We start from the raw sequence: 16,701 nt of genomic DNA on the forward strand, positions 1-16,701 counted from the left end.
GTTCCTCCCGCGATACCTACAAAAGATTGGATCCAGATGAATGCTACTGAGTTCACCACAGCTGTGTGGGGGATGGTGCCAACACCGTTCACTCCTGACGGGAGCGGAGTGTGTCACCGATCGCTGCGGTCCCTCACCCGCGAGATGCTGAGCAGAGGATGCGCGGGCTCGATCGCGCTGGGTGTGATCGGGGAACCGGCGGCGTTGTCCGGTGCAGAGAAGATGGCGGTCGTCGAGGCGGTGCTCGAGGAGTCCGGCGATTCCCCTGTCGTCGCCTCGGTGATGTCACTCGATGAGCAGGGCGCACTCGAGGAGATCAAGGCGCTCACGGATGCGTTCGGGAGTGTCATCACCGCGGTCTTGATCCCTGTGTCGTCGCCCGATCCTCAGACGCTCCGCCGATCGATTGAGCGGGCACATGACCGCAGCGGGCTGCCTGTGCTGATCCAGGATCTGCCATCGGCCACCGGAGTTCACATCGACATCGATGATCTGGTGACAGCTCTCGAAGGTGTCGAGGACATGCTTTGGGCCGTCAAATGTGAGGCAGCGCCCACTTTTTCGCGAGTTCGACGACTTCGCAGCGAGACGCCGACGACGATCATGGCCGGTAACGGCGGCATCGGGTTGGTCGACGACCATCTGGCGGGTGCCCGGTGGGCCGCCGCCGGCATCTCCCGGCCGGAGGTGATCGTCGAGGCCATGGGGTGGTTGAGGTCCGGGAATCCCTCTCGCGCGCAGGAGGTCATCTCCGCGGCGTCGGCGCTGATCTCATTCGAGACCCAGGCCGGGACCAGTATCGGAATCCGCAAGGAGCACTGGCGCAGGCAGGGAGTGATCACCAGTGCCGCGGTCAGGCCGCCGGCCACGCCCTATGAAGCTCACCTCACGCACACAGTGCGCGCCTCGGATTCGAGGCGGCATGATTGAGCCGACCGGCAGAACTGCTCTGCGCCAGAAGGTGCAGACGCGCGGATTGGTCTTGATGCTCGCGTTGACCTTCGTCACAGGAGTGGTCGACGCAGTCGGCTTTCTCGGGCTCGACCGGGTGTTCGTGGGCAACATGACCGGCAACATCGTGATCCTCGGGATGGGTGTCGCGGGTGCTGATGAACTGCCGGTCCTCGGGCCGGCTGTGGCGTTGGGGACGTTCGTCGTCGGGGCGTTCATCGCAGGAATGGTGTTGCGCAGCAGGCCGAAAGGTTGGACGACCGCAGTGACGGGGTGTCTCGCGGTGGGGTCGGTTATTTTGTTCGGCGCAGCATTCGCCGCTGCGGTGACAGATGTCGCAGGCGATCTGGGCGCCCAGATCGCGGTTGCTGCCGCCACTGCCGCCGCGATGGGCGTGCAGGCGTGCGTCGCACGCAAGGTGGCGATCGCCGACATGACGACGGTGGTGGTCACCTCGACACTGACCTCGCTGGCCGCCGAGACCTGGACCCGTGGTGGACGAGAAGCGTTGTGGAACCGGCGACTGGGGGCGATCGTGCTGATCTTTCTCGGTGCAGTGATCGGTGCGCTGATCCTGGCGGTCACCGGAGTCGCGGTGGCGCTGACCCTCGCGGCGGTGCTGTCACTGGTTGTGACTTCTGCCGGTCACCGGTACGTCCGGACCGCAGCCGGCGACGAGTGAGGTTGTCAGCCGCCGGTTTGGATCAGCTCCGGCGGTACCTCTTTGCCGTCGGCTATCGCAGCGAAGAACGCGGTGGTGTTGTCTCCCCAGGCAAGTGAGTCACCATCGTCGGTGAAGACCGGACCTCCGTTGGGAGTGGTGACCGTGACCGGATCGCTCCGCAGGGCCCAGGCGAGCCGCGCGAGGTGCCAGATGTGGTCGCCGTTGTCGACGGTGAGCGATCCCACAGTGCCACTGACCAACGGCCAGAAGCGAAAAGGGTTCAGGATCGTCGAGAAGCTGGTGGCCTTCTGCATGAGCGCTGCCATGAACTTGCGCTGATTCACCACGCGGTCGAGGTCGGCGTTCGCGAACGCCCGGGTCCGGACGAAGCCCAGGGCCTCCTTGCCGTTCAGGGTCTGGCATCCGGCTTGCAGGTCGATGCCGGCGAGAGGGTCGTTGATGGGTGCGTCGAGGCACATCTCGATGCCGCCGACGGCGTCGACGAGCTTGTCGAAGCCGCCGAAGCCGATCTCGGCGTAATGATCGATGTGCACGCCGGTGTTCGTCTCGATCGTCTGCACCAACAGCTCCGGACCGCCGATGCTGAAGGCGGCGTTGATCTTGTGGGCGCCGTTGCCGGGGATGTCGACGAAGAGATCACGGGGGATGGAGATGATCATCGGCTTACCGCCCGACCCGAAATGAACCAGCATGATCGTGTCGGTCCGGGACCCCTCGCTGTCGCCGGTCGCCAGCGCAGCGCGCTCTTCCTCACTCAGGTCGGCCCGCGAATCGGAACCGACGAGGAGCCAGTTCGTTCCGGGCGTTCCTGCGACCCGGCCCTCGTAGTTGGACAGCGCGTCGACCCGGTTCAGTTTGGTGTCGAAGTACACGAACAGGCCGACGGTGCCGAGCACCATCACCAGCAGCAGGATCAGGACAGTGCGCAGGATCGGGATGCGACGCTTGCGTCGTGTTCGCGACGGCGGGGGCGGCGCGAAACGATCTGCCGGTCGTGGCGGCCGATCCCGGGGTGGTTCCGGCGGTCGGGGCCGGTTGTAGGCGACGATCGGTGGCGGCGGACTCTGCCGCGGCGGCTGGGGTGCAGGCTGGTGCGCGGGCCGCCCGGTTCGGGTCTCCGGTGCCTCTGACTGAGACCAGGCCCGCGGTGACTGGTAGCCGGGCTGGGCAGGAGGTGGGCCCTTGCGGGTCATGGGCGGGGGAATGGGCGGACCGCTCTGGTGGCGCGGATCGGGCCGCGGGCGCTGAGGCGGGTTCGGCGGCTGGGGCGGACGACCGTGTCGCGGCGGTCCCTGCTGAGGCGGACCCTGTTGGTGAGGCTGACCGGGCCCCATACGCCTGGTCGGATCAGGTTGATCGGCCGGCGGCGGGCCCTGGCGGGGACGGCGGATGAACGGCTCTTCCCGGTCGCTCATCGCATCTGGCCAGCTGTCATTGCACAGACTTTAGCGAAGCCAGCTGAGATGGTCCCTCAGGAGCGCGAAGCCGACGAAGGCGACGGTGTCGATCAACGCGTGCCCGACGACCAGCGGCCAGATCCGATCGGTGCGTTGGAACACCCTGCCGTAGACCAGGCCCATGACGACATTGCCCAGCGCCGCGCCGAAACCCTGATACAGGTGGTAGCTGCCGCGCAGCACCGCCGAGAACAGCACACTGCGATTCTCGCTCCACCCGAGTTGCCGTAGCCGGGTGATGAGGTAGGCGACCACCACGAACTCTTCGGCCGCAGAGTTGGCGATCGCAGAGAACACGAGCATGGGCAGGCGCCAGAACGTCTCGTCAAGGTTCGATGGCAACACCTGGACGTTGAGGTCGAGTGCCCGGGCCACGAGATAGAAGCCCAGTCCGGGGATGCCGATCAGCGCGGCGAGACCGGCGCCCAGACCGAGGTCGAACTTGGCCCTGAGCTTCGGAAAACCGATGCGGGCCAGGGGAACCCCGGCGCGCCAGATCAGGTAGATCCCCAACGCCGCGATGGCGAAGAGTTTCGTGGCGGAGAGCAGTTGCCGGAAGAAGTCGATGAGCCCGAGGTCGGACGAGCTGGAGTTCAATGCGACGCTGGCGCCGCCGAGGCCTTCGGTGGACAGCAGATCCTCGATGATCGAGAGCAGCGAGGACGCGGCCGACAATCCGAACGTCAACGTCAGGACGATCGCGATCTCGATGCCGATCGCGCGGCGCTGTACCGGGTCGGTGACGACCTCGATCTGCGCCGGGCGGGTCGGCTGTAGCCACGGGCGCAGGTTCACCCGGTAGAGATTACTGACGGAGTATGTGAGGCGTTCTCAGCTGTGACCGGGGAGGCTGTTGAGGAACGGGCAGCCGGCCAGCGTGCGCAGCGCCTTGGACAGCTCCATGACGTCGCCGACCGGGCGCGGGAACGGCAGCCGTACGTCGGAATCGCTGTCCGGACCTTCGATGCGGAACCGGATACCGAAGCGATCGATGCCCAGCGGCCGCACCCGGCCGTCCCGGAGTTCGGTGGGGAGCCGGTTGCTGAGCGCGGTGATCAGGTCGGCGTGATCGGAATCCATGTGTGCGACCCAGTCGGCCTCGAACTCCCAGAAAGGGTCGGGCACGGCCTGGGCGAGTTCGTCCGAACTGACCGATGCTGCGCCGCCACTGTTCGCGAGCACCGCCGACGTCAGGCCCAGTCTGAGCAGCGAGTAACCGTGGCCGATGTCGAGCAGGCCGGGGCAGGGATGGTCGGTGGCGATTTCGCAGGCGAGGTCGCGCTCGAGGTCCGACGGGACCGAGTGCAGGGTGCCGTTGAGCCAGATCAGGGAGCGGACCTGCTCGCGCAGGTCGATGGGCGCCACGTCGGTGACCTCGACCATCGCGGGCAAGCCGTTCGATCCGGCCTGCCACGCCAATGCGCTGGCCGCGCTGTCGGTGGGTACGAGAACAAACGCCTGCGAGTCATAAAGGTGCACCATCGTCACCGGCGAGGGTTCGCTGCCTTCGATGGCGAGCATCGCATCGGTCACCCGCATGCAGGCGGTACGAACCGACTCGGCGTCGGACGGTCGATCGATCGCGGTTTTCTGCATCTCGGTCCTCGCGGTGTGTCGGTGAGCCTGTGTAGGTAACCCTAACCTAAACCCGCTGACGGTGAGTTGGCAACCCTCGAACCGACTCTGATTTTCGAGCCGACGCCGGTCTCTGCCGTAATCTCGGATGGTGCCTGCCATCGCCTACTTCGGACCATCCGGGACGTTCACCGAGATGGCGCTCGACCAGTTGCTCGCGCAGAACGCATGGCTGACCGACCAGGGCCCCGCCGAGCGGATCAGCGCGAGCAGTCCCGCCCGAACCGTGGCCCTCGTCCGCGAGGGGCGCGCCGATTACGGCTGCGTACCGATAGAAAGCTCCATCGAGGGGTCGGTACCAGCGACGCTGGATGCCTTGATCAAGGGGTCTCGAGTACAGATCTTCGCCGAGACCGTGCTGGACATCGCGTTCACCCTCGCCGCCCGCGAACACATCGACGCAGCAGACATCCGGACCATCGCGGCCTATCCGGTGGCGTCGGCGCAGGTCCGCGAAACGCTCGAACAACGCTTTCCGGCCGCGCAGGTGATCACCAGCGCCTCCAATGCTGCAGCCGCTCAGGATGTCGCGGCCGGCCGGGCAGACGCCGCGCTCACCACGGCGCTGGCCGCGCGCCTGTACGAGCTGCACGACATCGCGAACGGACTCGCCGATGTGTCCGACGCCAACACCAGGTTCGTCCTCGTCGGCCCTCCCGGTCCCGTGCCGGCGCGAACCGGACAGGATCGGACGTCGGTCACCCTCGACCTCCCCAACATCCCGGGGTCGCTGATGGCGGCAATGTACGAATTCGCCACGCGGAGTATCGATTTGACCCGTATCGAGTCCAGGCCCCGGCGCAACGGCGGGTTCTTCTTCAACCTCGACGTCGTGGGGCACCTGGACGATCCACCCATCGCGGAGGCGCTCGGCGCGCTGCACCGCCGCGCCACTGCGATGCATTTCCTGGGATCGTGGCCGTCGGCGCGGCCGAACGGGACCCCACCTCCTCGCCACGACGACAGTGATCGCTGGCTCGAGTCGATCCGGTTGGGACGCGAGCGATGACCACCCTCCACCTGGTACGGCATGGTGAGACCACCTCGAATGTGTTGCAGCGCCTGGACACCGCATTGCCCGGAGCCGGCCTGACCGACTTCGGGGCCCGCCAGGCCGTCCGCTACGCCCTCGAGCGTCCCGACGCCGAAACGCCCATCCTGATCTCGTCCGCGGCCCGGCGCGCCCAGCAGACCGCCGAATTGATCGGATCGGTGTGGGGCGTCCCGAACGACGTCCGCGACGGACTGTTCGAGGTGCAGGTGGGCGACCTGGAGGACCAGACCTCCGAGGATGCGCACAAGGTGTTCGGGGCCACGGTCCGCAGCTGGTTCTCGGGCGACACCGCGGCGCGGATCCCGGGCGGTGAGTCGCTCGACGACGTCTACGCCCGCTATCTACCGGTGATCGACGCGATCGCGGAGGAGTATCTGTCCGGGCCGAACGCCCGCGAGGTGCATCTGGTGAGCCATGGCGCCGCGATCAGGCTGGTCGCCGCGCATCTGGTCGGCATGCCTGCCGAGTTCGCGCTGGCGCATCACCTGAAGAACACCGGTTCCATCGAACTCACCCGCACACCCGACGGCTGGACCTGCGAGCGCTGGGGCCAGGAACTGCCCCCGTTCCACACCGACGACGAACCGGAGTTCGCCCGCGACCCGATGGGTTAGCCCCGCTCCTCCCCACAAATGCTCCACAAATACAAAGACGCGCCACAAATATGTGGAGCGCCTTTGTATTTGTGGAGCGTTTGCGAGCTCAGCCCCAGCCGTTGGCGTGGAGCCAGTCGTCGGAGATGCCGAAGTGGTGCGCTATCTCGTGGACCACGGTGATCGCGACCTCTGAGACCACCTGTTCGTCGTCATCACACATCTCGAGAATCGGTTCCCGATAGATCGTGATGGTGTCGGGCAACGTGCCGCCGTAGTGGCTGTCGCGTTCGGTGAGAGCGATGCCGAAGTAGAGCCCGAGCAGATCGGGCTCCTCTTCGTTGTGCGGCTCCACCAGGATCACGACGTTGTTCATCGCCGCGGCGAGTTCTTCGGGGATGGTGTCGAGCGCGTCAGAGACCAGCTCGTCGAACGCCTTGTCCGACATGACAACCGGCATCGATCAGCCTCCGCCACCACCGGCGGGCGCCGGTGTCTCCAGAGGGTTGGCCTCGACGCCGGGAGGCAGCGGAACCGGGGTCGGATTGAGTCGGCCCGGCGGCTCGGCCGGTGGTGGGGTGGGGACTACTCCGTTGATCAGCAGGCTGCCCTTGGCATCTCCGACGAGCGTCGCGAATCCGCCCTGGTCGGGTAGACCGATGTAGCACACGACCTTTCGGCTACCGGCCAGCCAGCTGGGCTCGGTCAGGGTGGACCACTGCAGGTTGAGCGTGGTCTGGTCCAGTTTGTCGTTACCGCCGAGGAACTGATCGGTGACCCCGGGGCAGGTCGACTGCAGATAGGTGTTCTGCTCGTCGACGTTCGGCCACGGTGAACCGGCGGGCCCGAACTTCAGGCCGAGGTCGATCACCGCGGTCACCTGGAATGAATGGGGTTCGGTGCAATCGACGGGATCGGTCGGCTTGCGGGTCTCCATGTCGATCCCGATACAGGTCCCCGACGGCCACTGCTGGGACTGATCCTGATCGCGGACGTGACCGAGGAACGGCTTGAGCGTGCCGGTGGTGCCCGACAGCTGCAAGCCGCATCTCAGGGTGCGTTCGCCGTCCGCCCATTGTTCGGCGGACGGGTACATCAATCCGATCGAGAACCGCCCTGCCGGGTCGAGCTTGCCGCCGAGATAGGTGTTGACCACCGCGGGACAGTGTTCGTCGCGGATGATGGTGAACTGCTCCGGGCCCGGCCACGGGGCATCCTCGCCGAACTGGATCCCCGGATAGGCGGCGGTGTCGACGGCGCCCGCGACCTCGAACATGTGCTCCTGGGTGCAATCGACCAGCGACTGACTCGTGGGGAGTTCTTCGGGCCAGGTCAGGCAGTCGCCTGCCGTCGACTCGGTGAAAGGCGTGGATTTCTTCGACGCCTTGGCGTCGCCGATCTCGTCGCCCTTGACCTTGCCGGCGTCGTTGAACCCCCCGATCACTGCGACCACGCCAGCGCAGATCACCGCGCCTACCAGCACCGCGGCGAGCAACACGCGCACCGGATGCCGCGCTGCCGCCAGGGCCAGGCGTTGTCGCTGTCCTCCACTGTCAACCATCGGCATCCATAATGCCCTGGTGGCGCTCCCTGGCGGCGAAATGGGCCCTGGTGTCGGGCTGCCGGTCGGCGTTATCGTCTGACGCATGGCAGTCGACGGCACAGGCGAGATACCAGAGAACGGGTCCCCCGGCGACGACGTGGCAGAACTCGCGGGGCGGATGTTCGAGATGGCCCGCACGGGGGACACGGCGCTCATCGACTACGTGAAGGCCGGTGTGCCGGTGAACCTGACCAATCAGGCGGGCGACACGGTCTTGATGCTCTCGGCCTATCACGGTCACGCGCCGGTGGTGTCGGCGCTGATCGAGCTCGGTGCGGACGTCAACCGGCCCAACGACAAAGGACAGACCCCACTCGCCGGCGCGGTGTTCAAGTCACACGACGAGGTGGTGGCAGCTCTTGTCGCAGGGGGCGCGGATCCCGACGCCGGTCACCCGACGGCGCGTGATGCGGCGTCGATGTTCGGGCGCGAGGACTACCTGGGTTTGCTAGACAAGTAGGGTTTCTTCCGTGATCGACCTGAAGATTTTGCGTGATAACCCTGATCTGGTCCGCGCGTCCCAGCGGACCCGCGGCGAGGACCCCGCGTTGGTGGATGTGCTGCTCGAAGCAGACACCGCGAGGCGTGCCGCGATCGTCGAGGCAGATCAGTTGAGGTCTGCGCAGAAGGATCTCGGCAAGCTGATCGGCAAGGCGTCGGCAGACGAGAAGCAGGCGCTGCTGGCGAAGGGCAAGGAGTTCTCCGAGCAGGTCAAGGCCGCGAACGCACGCGAGTCGGCTGCCGATGAGCGGATGAACGCCGCGCACCGGGCCATCAACAACATCGTGGCGCCGCAGGCGCCTGCCGGCGGCGAGGAGGACTTCAACCTTCTCGAGACCATCGGCGAACCGACCGTCATAGAGAATCCGAAGGATCATCTCGAGCTCGGCGAGAGCCTGGGATTGCTCGACATGGAGCGCGGCGCAAAGGTGTCGGGGTCGAGGTTCTACTTCCTCACCGGAGCCGGGGCCATGCTGCAGCTGGGGCTGCTGCAGCTCGCTGCGCAGAAAGCCACCGCCAATGGATTCACGGTAATGATCCCGCCGGTGCTCGTGCGGCGAGAGGTGATGGAGGGCACCGGATTTCTGGGCGCGCATGCGGCAGAGGTGTACCACCTGCCCGACGATGACCTGTTCCTGGTGGGGACCTCGGAGGTGCCGATGGCCGGCTACCACATGAACGAGATCCTGGATTTGTCCGATGGCCCCAAGCGTTATGCGGGCTGGTCGAGCTGCTTCCGTCGAGAAGCGGGTAGCTACGGCAAGGACACCCGGGGGATCATCCGGGTCCACCAGTTCGACAAGGTCGAGGGGTTCATCTACTGCCGTCCAGAAGACGCCGAGGCGGAGCACGACAAGCTGCTCGGCTGGCAGAAAGAGATGCTGGCCGCGATTGACGTCCCCTACCGGGTGATCGATGTCGCCGGAGGCGATCTCGGCTCGTCGGCCGCCCGCAAGTTCGACTGCGAGGCCTGGGTTCCCACCCAGAACACCTACCGGGAGCTGACGTCCACCTCGAACTGCACCACGTACCAGGCTCGCCGGTTGCAGGTCCGGTACCGAGGTGAGAACGGAAAGCCACAGGTCGCGGCCACCCTCAACGGCACGCTTGCGACGACGCGGTGGATTGTCGCCATCCTGGAGAACCATCAGCAGCCCGACGGCAGCGTCCGGGTTCCGGCGGCGTTGGTGCCGTTCGTCGGCACAGATGTTCTGACACCGACATAATCCCCTCATGATCATCGGTATCCTCGCCGCGCTCTTCGCATGTGTGGCGTACGGCGTCTCGTCAGTGATGCAGGCCTACGGCGCGCGGAAGTCCCGGCAGGCCGCGGCCGACCGGGGCGAGGCCGGTTTCGAGACGGAGACCGGCGCGCCGACGATGAAGTCCACGATCGCGGCGGCGCTGACGGCCGCGTTCATCATCGGCACGATCCTCGACGTGGTGGGATTCGCCGGGAGTGCGGTCTCGGCCCGACTCATCCCGCTCTTCCTGTCCCAGACGATCGTCAGTGCGAACCTCATCATCACAGCGATCCTGGGGATTTTCGTCCTGGGCATCAACCTGCACCGCCGCGACTGGGTCGCAATCGCGGTGGTCGTGATCGCGTTGTTCGCGCTGGGGATCTCGGCAGATTCGGAAGGCACCGGTCACGACGCCGAATGGTTCCACTGGGCACTGCTACTGGTCACCCTGGCCCTGCTGGCCCTGTCGGTCGGGCTCATCCAATGGCTGGGGTCCCGGGCCGCCATCGCGGCCGGTCTGTGCGCCGGCGCCATGTTCGGCGCGGTCGCGATCTCCGTCCGGGTCATGCACGGGATCACCGATTTCGACATCGCCGACATCCTCGCCGACCCGGCCGCGTACGCGCTCGTCGTCTCCGGGATCGGCGGGTTCTACCTCCATACCGTTGCGCTGCAACTGGGTTCGGTGAACGGTGCGACCGCCGCCCTGGTGGTCGGGGAGACGGTGGTGCCCGGCTTGGTGGGCATCATCTGGCTCGGTGACAACGCGTTGCCGGGTCGCACGTGGCTGGCCGTACTCGGCTTCGTCTTCGCGGTCGCAGGTGCGATCGCGGTGGCGTGGTCCGGCGCGGTCGAGGCCAGCGCGCAGGCAGAAGCAGGCGGCTCCGACGGAGCCGCCGCAGGCGGGGAGAAACAAACAGCATGAACACGCCGATGTACGACCGCTCGACCAGGATGGTCAGATTCAAGGATCTGTCCATGCCTATGACACAGGCGCTGGCCGAGCACGCCGAGAGCAGGCAGTTGGTGCTCTCCGACGAGATGCCGGCCTGGCTGACGCACAGCGTGAACCTGCCGTCACAGTCGCTGCTGGGAAAGTTGCTCGGGCACAAGGCCAATCGCACCGACCGCGACAAGGAGCACGATGTGCTCGTGGTGCTGCACACCACGCACGTGATCATCGTGACCTCGGGAGCCAAACGCGGTACGTCGGCTCTGTCCCTGCCGATCGAACACGCGACGATCCGGGTGGGAAGCGCACTCGAGACGACCTTCTCGTCGGTCGAGGACGCCGGGTTCACGCTGGGTGGTTTTCCCGGTGATCACGGAAAGTCCGGCACGTTCTACATCGGGCTGGGCACCGAGCCTGCGGGTGCCGAGTGTGCGGAAGCGATCAGAGCTGCGATCACCGACGCGAAGAACCCCTGATCTACTGGTGCAGGCGGATCGGTCGATCCACGACAGGGATCTGATCCGCAAGCCCACTCTTTGTCCTGAGTGTTGTGGAGGGAACGGGCATTCTCGATTGAAACCGTCGGCGCCCATGCGCGCTTGTCCTGGGCAGGAACGGGATTGACACATCCCTCGGAGATCCGATGACGGAACTCCGAGGGGAGTGGTGTTCGCTGGCAACTGGCGGCCGAGGTCAGTCGGCGGCGGCACGGGCCATTTCGGTGTCTTGCTCTGGTGTGCCTCCTGATGCTCCGATCGCGCCGATCAGGCCTCCGGCGTTATCGAAAATCGGGACGCCGCCGCCCATGAGGAGCAGACCACCGTTGGTGTGGTCGAAATGGGACACTGGTTGGTCGAGCGTAAGTGGCATGTTCAGTGCCTCGCTGGGCGCTTCGAACATGACCGATGTTCGTGCTTTGGTGATGGCGAGATCATTGGATGCCAGCCAGGCGCCGTCCATGCGGTCGAAGGCGACGAGGTTCGCGCCGGCGTCGAGAACGGCGAAGACAGCCCGCAGCCCGAGTTCATCGGCTTTGGTCTGTCCTTGTGCAATGGCCTGCCGCGCCATGTCCAGGGTGATAGTGGGCTGTGACAAAGTCTTGTATTCCGTTCCGGTCTAGGCTTTTTGGGTCCACTCGGTGTTCTGCCAGTCCTTTGCGGCCTCGACGGTCGCGAGTGGCCGCATCGTCCGATAGAGGTGATCGTCGGCGGGAATGATCTCCACCATGGCGTCGATCATTTCCGCAGGGTCGTACTGGTCGACCAGCGATGGACCGAAGTCTGGCATGGGGACCTGGGCGGTCTCGGGGTCATACCACTGCACATAGCTTTCGGCGCCGGTGTCGTTGAACCCGGTCCCGAAGACGCCGGGGTTGACCGTGGCGACCTTGATGCCGAACTGTTCGAGTTCGGCTTTCATGGATCCGGCGATGGCTTCGATGGCGTGCTTGGTGGCGCAGTATGCCCCCAGGAAGGGAACGACGAGGATGCCGCCCATCGACGACGTCCACACGATCTTTCCGCGCTTGCGGGCAATCATCTTCGGCACGATGGCTTGGACAAGCTGCAGATGCCCGAAGACGTTGATGTCGAAAGATTCACGGACACGCTGGAGCGGGATGTCGACGACAGCGCCGCCTTCCATCACCCCCGCATTGAGTACCAGCACGTCGACATCGAACGATCCCGCGTGCTCGATGTCAATGCTGTCGAGCAGATTGAGTTTGATGACCTCGAGCGTGACGCCGGCGTTGCGAGCGTCCGCGCGCAGGCTCCGCACCTGAGGCCACGTCTCGCCGGTGGCGACGACGTGATGGCCTTGGCGAGCCAATTCGAGGGCGGTTCCGCGGCCGAAACCGCTGCTGGCGCCGGTGATCAAGATCGTTTGGGGCATGAGAATCCTCGTCTGTAGGTAACTATCTAGATGCTTACCTACGGGAGTGTGTCATCCGCACATCGTGCTGTCAATAACCGGATAGTTACGTTGTATTCTGGGAGGTATGCCGCCTGATGCCACCGATACCAAGCGAAGGATCATGCTCGCTGCCGGCGACGAGTTCTCGGAGTTCGGGTTGGCCGGTGCGCGTATCGATCGGATCGCCGACCGCGCGAAGGTGAACAAGCGCTCGATTTACGTCCATTTCGGGCCCAAGGAAGCACTGTTCGATCTAGTGGTGTCACGAACCCTGTCTGCGATGTCGGACGACGTCCCGTTCACCGCGGACGACCTACCTGGTTATGCCGGTGCACTGTTCGACTACCTGATGGCCGCGCCGGCCGTTCTGCGCTTGATCACCTGGGCGGGCCTCGAGCGTCCCGACGCCACCGATGCGGAGTTCGCAACTTACGAGCCGAAAGTCATGGAACTGAACGACAGATATGACCTCAATGGGGCCGACGTCTTATCTCTATTGTTAGGACTGGTCACCGCGTGGCCGGCGGCTTCGCCCGCCCTGCGTTCGCACGCGTCCCGATCGCCGTGGTCCAAGGCCCGGCTGCGAACGCATCGCACGTTGATGATGGCTGCCGTCGAAGCGCTCGTCGGGGTCTCACGACAGACTGCACCGAACCGCCGATGAAACGGCGTATCCGCCGCCAACCATCGTCGCAAGTGGTGCCGTTGCGCAGTATCTACTCGGATACGCGCACGGCGCGACTCAACTCCTCGTCCAGCGAGGCACGTAGGAGGGCGGCGGCGAACTTCGCGTTGGACGAGGGCGTGAGGTCGGCGAGTTTCTCCGGGTCCGCAGGTAGATTCAGGTCCTGCGCCGCACCCAGGGACTTGGGGTCGTAGAACGGCGCGACCCACGGCCACACGTCCTGCACCTCACGCAAGAAGATGTCGGCCCCCACCGGGCCGATGCCCTCGAACTCCTGTAGGAGTTCGCGCGCCTTCCCCACGTCGCCGTCGCATGCCGACGCGAGCTTGCGGAGATCACCGTCGTAGGTATCGATGAGCAGATGTGAGCCCTCCGTGAGCCGGGTGGCAGTGCTCTCGTCGTAACGGGCATAGTGCCCGCGTCCCAGCGCCGCGATGATCGTCGAGCGGTCAGCGTCGATGACCGCCTTCGGGTTGCGCAGACCTGCGTCGAAGAGTTCACGCGCAGCGCCGACCGCGATCTCCGCAGAGATCCGCGCACTCAGCAACATCGTCAACACAAGAAGTTCGAAGAGCGGTATCGGTGTGTCCTGCAACCGAATACCGGCTTCGTCGGCGTAAGTCCGACCTGCGCGCCTGTCGAGTTCGGCGGCAACCTCTCTCTGTTCCTTGGTGCTCACGGGACTTTCCTTTCGCCGGCGATCTCACCGTGTGGATGGGTGCCCGGGGTGCTCAACCGGGCAGGGTCTCACCGCCGATGGGGGCGAGAACTTCTCCGCTGTAGTACGACGACATCACGTCGGAGGCGAAGAACACGTAGGACGGGGCGATCTCGTCTGGTTGCGCCGCGCGACCGTAGGGCACCTGCTCGCCGAAGTCCTCGACCTTGTCCGCCGGCATGGTGGCAGGGATCAGCGGCGTCCACACCGGTCCCGGCGCGACGCAGTTGACCCGGATCCCACGATCGAGGAGATTCTGGGCCAGCGAGTAGGTCAGCGCGGTGACCGCGCCTTTGGTGGCCGAGTAGTCGATCAGGGACTTGTTTCCGCGTAGTCCGTTGATGGAGCCGGTGTTGACGATCGCCGCACCTCGTTCGAGGTACTCGAGCGCCGCATGGGTGACGTAATAGAAGCTGTCGATGTTCACGCTGAACGTGCGCCGCCACTGCGCAGGCGTGAGTTCGGCGAAGTCATCGACCGGTTGCTGGTACGCGACGTTGTTGACCAGCAACTCCAGACCGCCCAGATCAGCTGCCGCCCGGTCGACGACATCCTGACAGTGTGTCGGGTCCGCGAGATCCCCGGCGTAGGTGAAGCACTTGCGCCCCTGCTCTTCCACCAGCTTCTTGGTGTGCTCGGCGTCGTCGGATTCCGACAGGTAGGCGATTGCCACATCCGCCCCCTCTTTGGCGAACGCAACCGCCACCGCGCGGCCGATGCCCGAGTCGCCGCCGGTGATCAGGGCCCGCTTGCCGAGAAGTAGCTCACGCCCCTTGTACGTCCGCATCTCGTCGTTCGGCTTCTCGGCCATATCGCCTGTGCTGCCTGGATACTCGATGTTTGCGCGCGGTGTTCGCCCATGTGGATACCTCCGTTTCGTTGACAGGCGGGTACCCGCTGTGAGCTGCCCACGAAACATCCGATTGGCACCAGCAGATTCGGGGTAATCCGATTCGGTTGAGACGTCGCCGAGCCGGAGGGAACACCATGCCGAAGACCACGAAGTCAGGTGCACCGAAGAAGAGCGAGCTGCCGAGCACCCTGCTGAAGTCTAAGAAGAAGGCTCAACGCACCTTCACGAAAACCTATGACTCGGCGATGGAGGAGTACGACGACACCAAGCGCGCCCATCGGGTCGCCTTCGCCGCCCTGAAACACAGCTTCGAAAAGGTCGGCGACCATTGGGAGCCGAAGGGTAAGCGCGGCCCGTCCGACGATCGAGCGAAGAGCGGTGGGCCCAACCCCAAGGGCAAGAGCGCCGAGGGTGTGGACGCCAACGCGAGCAAGAAGCACCTCCTCGAGGTTGCCCGCCGCCTCGATGTCAAGGGTCGGTCGGACATGAAGAAGAAGGAACTGGTGTCCGCGATCAAGAAGGCGAACCGAAAGAAGACCGCCCGCAACCGGTGAGGTGCGGGCGGCCTGACGGGCCCCGATCCTCAGGGGTTCAGAAGGATTTTCACCGCGCCGTCCTGCTTCTTCTGGAAGATCTCGTAGGCGTGCGGGGCTTCTTCCAACGACAGTTCGTGGGTCGCGAAGCTGTCGACGCCGAGCGGATCGTCGTCGGTCAGCAGGGGCATGATGTCGTCGGCCCAGCGTTTGACGTTCGCCTGGCCCATCTTGAGGGTGACCTGCCTGTCGAACATCGAACCGAGTGGCAGCGCGTCCATGTCGCCGGCATACACCCCGATCAACGAGACGGTGCCGCCGCGACGGACCGTGTCCAGGGCCGTGTAGACGGCGCTCAGGCGGTCTACGCCCGCTGACTTGAAGACCGGTTGGGCCACGGCGTCGGGTAGCAGCCCGGCCATCGTCTGGACGATCTTCGCACCGGTGGATCCGTGCGCCTCGGTACCTACTGCGTCGATGACCGAATCCGGTCCACGGCCGTCGGTGCGATCGCGCATGATCGCACCGATGTCGTCGTTCTCTGACAAGTCGATGGTGTCGATCCCGCGGGCCCGCGCGCGTTCGAGTCGCTCCGGGACCAGGTCGACTGCCGTGACGTGGTAGCCCTTGTGTGCCGCGATCCGTGCCGCCATGTCGCCGATCGGCCCGAGACCGAGGACCGTCACCGACCCACCGTCCGGGATGTTGGCGTACTCCACGGACTGCCACGCGGTGGGAAGTACATCCGACAGGTAGACGAAGCGTGAATCCGGCGGTCCCTCCGGCACTTTGATGTGGGTGAAGTCGGCGTGCGGCACGCGCAAGAACTGGGCCTGGCCGCCCGGTACCGAACCGTAGAGCTGCGAGAAGCCGAACAGGGCGGCACCGCGTCCCTCTGAGGTGACCTGGGTGGTCTCGCACTGGGTGGGTAGCGCGTGATCGCACATATAACAACTGCCACAGGCGATCTGGAACGGGATGACGACACGGTCGCCGACTTCGAGGTTCTTGATCGCCGATCCGACCTCGACGACTCTGCCCATGGGTTCGTGGCCGAGGATGTCCCCAGGACTCATGAAGGGTCCGAAGACTTCGTACAGGTGAAGGTCCGAGCCACAGATGTTGGTGGTCGTGATCTCGATGATGGCATCGGTCGGCTCTTCGATCTTCGGGTCGGGTACGGTCTCGACCCGCACATCGCGCTTTCCCTGCCAGGTCACTGCTCGCATGTTGCGCCCCTTTCACGTGGGTGATTGCTCAGGTGTCGACGTACCCACGGGCACGGGGCGACAACCATGTGCGCATGCGTGAATGAGAACGTGA

General features: G+C 65.1%; 20 protein-coding genes. 10 read left to right on the forward strand and 10 right to left on the reverse strand.

What is annotated here, in order from left to right:
* Nucleotides 1-36: 36 nt before the first annotated feature.
* Nucleotides 37-930, forward strand: a complete 894-nt coding sequence (locus BH683_RS11115; protein ID WP_084836334.1) for a dihydrodipicolinate synthase family protein — start codon at nucleotides 37-39, stop codon at nucleotides 928-930.
* Nucleotides 923-1,633 carry a YoaK family protein gene (locus BH683_RS11120; RefSeq protein WP_084836335.1) on the forward strand — a complete coding sequence of 237 codons (711 nt, stop codon included), beginning with the start codon at nucleotides 923-925 and terminating at the stop codon, nucleotides 1,631-1,633. Before BH683_RS11115 ends, BH683_RS11120 begins: the two co-directional genes overlap by 8 nt.
* A gap of 5 nt (nucleotides 1,634-1,638) precedes the next feature.
* On the opposite strand, the gene BH683_RS11125 is transcribed toward BH683_RS11120, so the two are convergent.
* The 3 genes from BH683_RS11125 to BH683_RS11135 form a co-directional block, all read right to left on the reverse strand.
* Complete coding sequence (locus tag BH683_RS11125; protein WP_246833318.1) at nucleotides 1,639-2,829, reverse strand: LCP family protein; 1,191 nt, start codon at nucleotides 2,827-2,829, stop codon at nucleotides 1,639-1,641.
* A gap of 252 nt (nucleotides 2,830-3,081) precedes the next feature.
* A complete protein-coding gene (locus tag BH683_RS11130; RefSeq protein ID WP_084836337.1) occupies nucleotides 3,082-3,888 on the reverse strand; it encodes a type II CAAX endopeptidase family protein in 807 nt (268 codons plus the stop codon).
* A gap of 36 nt (nucleotides 3,889-3,924) precedes the next feature.
* Nucleotides 3,925-4,689 carry a DUF2470 domain-containing protein gene (locus BH683_RS11135; RefSeq protein ID WP_084836338.1) on the reverse strand — a complete coding sequence of 255 codons (765 nt, stop codon included), beginning with the start codon at nucleotides 4,687-4,689 and terminating at the stop codon, nucleotides 3,925-3,927.
* Between the two features lie 127 nt (nucleotides 4,690-4,816).
* Between BH683_RS11135 and pheA the strand changes: the two genes are divergently transcribed.
* Together pheA and BH683_RS11145 are read left to right on the forward strand one after the other, a co-directional pair.
* Nucleotides 4,817-5,737 carry a prephenate dehydratase gene (gene pheA / locus BH683_RS11140; protein ID WP_084836339.1) on the forward strand — a complete coding sequence of 307 codons (921 nt, stop codon included), beginning with the start codon at nucleotides 4,817-4,819 and terminating at the stop codon, nucleotides 5,735-5,737.
* Nucleotides 5,734-6,396, forward strand: a complete 663-nt coding sequence (locus BH683_RS11145) for a histidine phosphatase family protein (protein ID WP_084836340.1) — start codon at nucleotides 5,734-5,736, stop codon at nucleotides 6,394-6,396. The genes pheA and BH683_RS11145 overlap by 4 nt, the downstream gene beginning before the upstream one ends.
* Before the next feature lie 88 nt (nucleotides 6,397-6,484).
* On the opposite strand, the gene BH683_RS11150 is transcribed toward BH683_RS11145, so the two are convergent.
* Both BH683_RS11150 and BH683_RS11155 read right to left on the reverse strand, forming a co-directional pair.
* A complete protein-coding gene (locus tag BH683_RS11150; RefSeq protein WP_084836341.1) occupies nucleotides 6,485-6,835 on the reverse strand; it encodes a metallopeptidase family protein in 351 nt (116 codons plus the stop codon).
* 3 nt (nucleotides 6,836-6,838) lie between these two features.
* Complete coding sequence (locus BH683_RS11155; protein WP_084836442.1) at nucleotides 6,839-7,936, reverse strand: septum formation family protein; 1,098 nt, start codon at nucleotides 7,934-7,936, stop codon at nucleotides 6,839-6,841.
* A gap of 85 nt (nucleotides 7,937-8,021) precedes the next feature.
* Between BH683_RS11155 and BH683_RS11160 the strand changes: the two genes are divergently transcribed.
* Genes BH683_RS11160 through BH683_RS11175 form a run of 4 tightly spaced genes read left to right on the forward strand, consistent with a single transcriptional unit; the run spans nucleotide 8,022 to nucleotide 11,151 of the window.
* Nucleotides 8,022-8,438, forward strand: coding sequence for an ankyrin repeat domain-containing protein (locus BH683_RS11160; protein ID WP_084836342.1), 417 nt, complete (start codon nucleotides 8,022-8,024; stop codon nucleotides 8,436-8,438).
* A gap of 10 nt (nucleotides 8,439-8,448) precedes the next feature.
* Nucleotides 8,449-9,705, forward strand: coding sequence for a serine--tRNA ligase (gene serS, locus BH683_RS11165; protein ID WP_084836343.1), 1,257 nt, complete (start codon nucleotides 8,449-8,451; stop codon nucleotides 9,703-9,705).
* Nucleotides 9,706-9,712: 7 nt separating this feature from the next.
* Entirely contained in the window at nucleotides 9,713-10,648 is a 936-nt protein-coding gene (locus BH683_RS11170) for a hypothetical protein (protein WP_084836344.1), read from the forward strand.
* Nucleotides 10,649-10,701: 53 nt separating this feature from the next.
* Nucleotides 10,702-11,151: a hypothetical protein gene (locus tag BH683_RS11175; protein ID WP_246833319.1), complete on the forward strand. Its 450-nt coding sequence runs from the start codon at nucleotides 10,702-10,704 to the stop codon at nucleotides 11,149-11,151.
* Between the two features lie 217 nt (nucleotides 11,152-11,368).
* Here BH683_RS11175 and BH683_RS11180 read toward each other — a convergent pair whose 3' ends face one another.
* A complete protein-coding gene (locus BH683_RS11180) occupies nucleotides 11,369-11,743 on the reverse strand; it encodes a heme-binding protein (RefSeq protein ID WP_084836345.1) in 375 nt (124 codons plus the stop codon).
* 48 nt (nucleotides 11,744-11,791) lie between these two features.
* Nucleotides 11,792-12,568 carry an SDR family oxidoreductase gene (locus BH683_RS11185; protein ID WP_084836346.1) on the reverse strand — a complete coding sequence of 259 codons (777 nt, stop codon included), beginning with the start codon at nucleotides 12,566-12,568 and terminating at the stop codon, nucleotides 11,792-11,794.
* A 106-nt stretch (nucleotides 12,569-12,674) separates the two neighbouring features.
* Between BH683_RS11185 and BH683_RS11190 the strand changes: the two genes are divergently transcribed.
* Complete coding sequence (locus BH683_RS11190) at nucleotides 12,675-13,253, forward strand: TetR family transcriptional regulator (protein ID WP_084836347.1); 579 nt, start codon at nucleotides 12,675-12,677, stop codon at nucleotides 13,251-13,253.
* A 52-nt stretch (nucleotides 13,254-13,305) separates the two neighbouring features.
* Here the strand turns inward: BH683_RS11190 and BH683_RS11195 are convergent, their stop codons facing one another.
* Nucleotides 13,306-13,953 carry an endonuclease gene (locus BH683_RS11195; protein WP_084836348.1) on the reverse strand — a complete coding sequence of 216 codons (648 nt, stop codon included), beginning with the start codon at nucleotides 13,951-13,953 and terminating at the stop codon, nucleotides 13,306-13,308.
* A 52-nt stretch (nucleotides 13,954-14,005) separates the two neighbouring features.
* The gene (locus tag BH683_RS11200; RefSeq protein WP_246833321.1) at nucleotides 14,006-14,803 is read right to left on the reverse strand and encodes an SDR family oxidoreductase; all 798 of its coding nucleotides are present in this window, start codon (nucleotides 14,801-14,803) and stop codon (nucleotides 14,006-14,008) included.
* Between the two features lie 176 nt (nucleotides 14,804-14,979).
* On the opposite strand from BH683_RS11200, the gene BH683_RS11205 reads away from it, so the two are divergent.
* Entirely contained in the window at nucleotides 14,980-15,399 is a 420-nt protein-coding gene (locus BH683_RS11205; RefSeq protein ID WP_084836350.1) for a ChaB family protein, read from the forward strand.
* A 29-nt stretch (nucleotides 15,400-15,428) separates the two neighbouring features.
* Here BH683_RS11205 and BH683_RS11210 read toward each other — a convergent pair whose 3' ends face one another.
* Nucleotides 15,429-16,607, reverse strand: coding sequence for a zinc-dependent alcohol dehydrogenase (locus tag BH683_RS11210; RefSeq protein ID WP_084836351.1), 1,179 nt, complete (start codon nucleotides 16,605-16,607; stop codon nucleotides 15,429-15,431).
* Between the last annotated feature and the right edge of the window lie 94 nt (nucleotides 16,608-16,701).

The organism is Williamsia sp. 1138 (assembly GCF_002095435.2).
In the GTDB taxonomy this organism is placed as follows: domain Bacteria; phylum Actinomycetota; class Actinomycetes; order Mycobacteriales; family Mycobacteriaceae; genus Williamsia.

Bases quoted from the DNA above. Each gene is read 5' to 3' on its own strand.
- BH683_RS11115 (WP_084836334.1), top strand. From the start codon at position 37: ATGAATGCTACTGAGTTCACCACAGCTGTGTGGGGGATGGTGCCAACA.
- BH683_RS11120 (WP_084836335.1), top strand. From the start codon at position 923: ATGATTGAGCCGACCGGCAGAACTGCTCTGCGCCAGAAGGTGCAGACG.
- BH683_RS11125 (WP_246833318.1), bottom strand. From the start codon at position 2,829: ATGACCCGCAAGGGCCCACCTCCTGCCCAGCCCGGCTACCAGTCACCG.
- BH683_RS11135 (WP_084836338.1), bottom strand. From the start codon at position 4,689: ATGCAGAAAACCGCGATCGATCGACCGTCCGACGCCGAGTCGGTTCGT.
- pheA (WP_084836339.1), top strand. From the start codon at position 4,817: ATGGTGCCTGCCATCGCCTACTTCGGACCATCCGGGACGTTCACCGAG.
- BH683_RS11145 (WP_084836340.1), top strand. From the start codon at position 5,734: ATGACCACCCTCCACCTGGTACGGCATGGTGAGACCACCTCGAATGTG.
- BH683_RS11150 (WP_084836341.1), bottom strand. From the start codon at position 6,835: ATGCCGGTTGTCATGTCGGACAAGGCGTTCGACGAGCTGGTCTCTGAC.
- BH683_RS11155 (WP_084836442.1), bottom strand. From the start codon at position 7,936: ATGGTTGACAGTGGAGGACAGCGACAACGCCTGGCCCTGGCGGCAGCG.
- BH683_RS11160 (WP_084836342.1), top strand. From the start codon at position 8,022: ATGGCAGTCGACGGCACAGGCGAGATACCAGAGAACGGGTCCCCCGGC.
- BH683_RS11170 (WP_084836344.1), top strand. From the start codon at position 9,713: ATGATCATCGGTATCCTCGCCGCGCTCTTCGCATGTGTGGCGTACGGC.
- BH683_RS11175 (WP_246833319.1), top strand. From the start codon at position 10,702: ATGCCTATGACACAGGCGCTGGCCGAGCACGCCGAGAGCAGGCAGTTG.
- BH683_RS11180 (WP_084836345.1), bottom strand. From the start codon at position 11,743: ATGGCGCGGCAGGCCATTGCACAAGGACAGACCAAAGCCGATGAACTC.
- BH683_RS11185 (WP_084836346.1), bottom strand. From the start codon at position 12,568: ATGCCCCAAACGATCTTGATCACCGGCGCCAGCAGCGGTTTCGGCCGC.
- BH683_RS11190 (WP_084836347.1), top strand. From the start codon at position 12,675: ATGCCGCCTGATGCCACCGATACCAAGCGAAGGATCATGCTCGCTGCC.
- BH683_RS11200 (WP_246833321.1), bottom strand. From the start codon at position 14,803: ATGGCCGAGAAGCCGAACGACGAGATGCGGACGTACAAGGGGCGTGAG.
- BH683_RS11205 (WP_084836350.1), top strand. From the start codon at position 14,980: ATGCCGAAGACCACGAAGTCAGGTGCACCGAAGAAGAGCGAGCTGCCG.
- BH683_RS11210 (WP_084836351.1), bottom strand. From the start codon at position 16,607: ATGCGAGCAGTGACCTGGCAGGGAAAGCGCGATGTGCGGGTCGAGACC.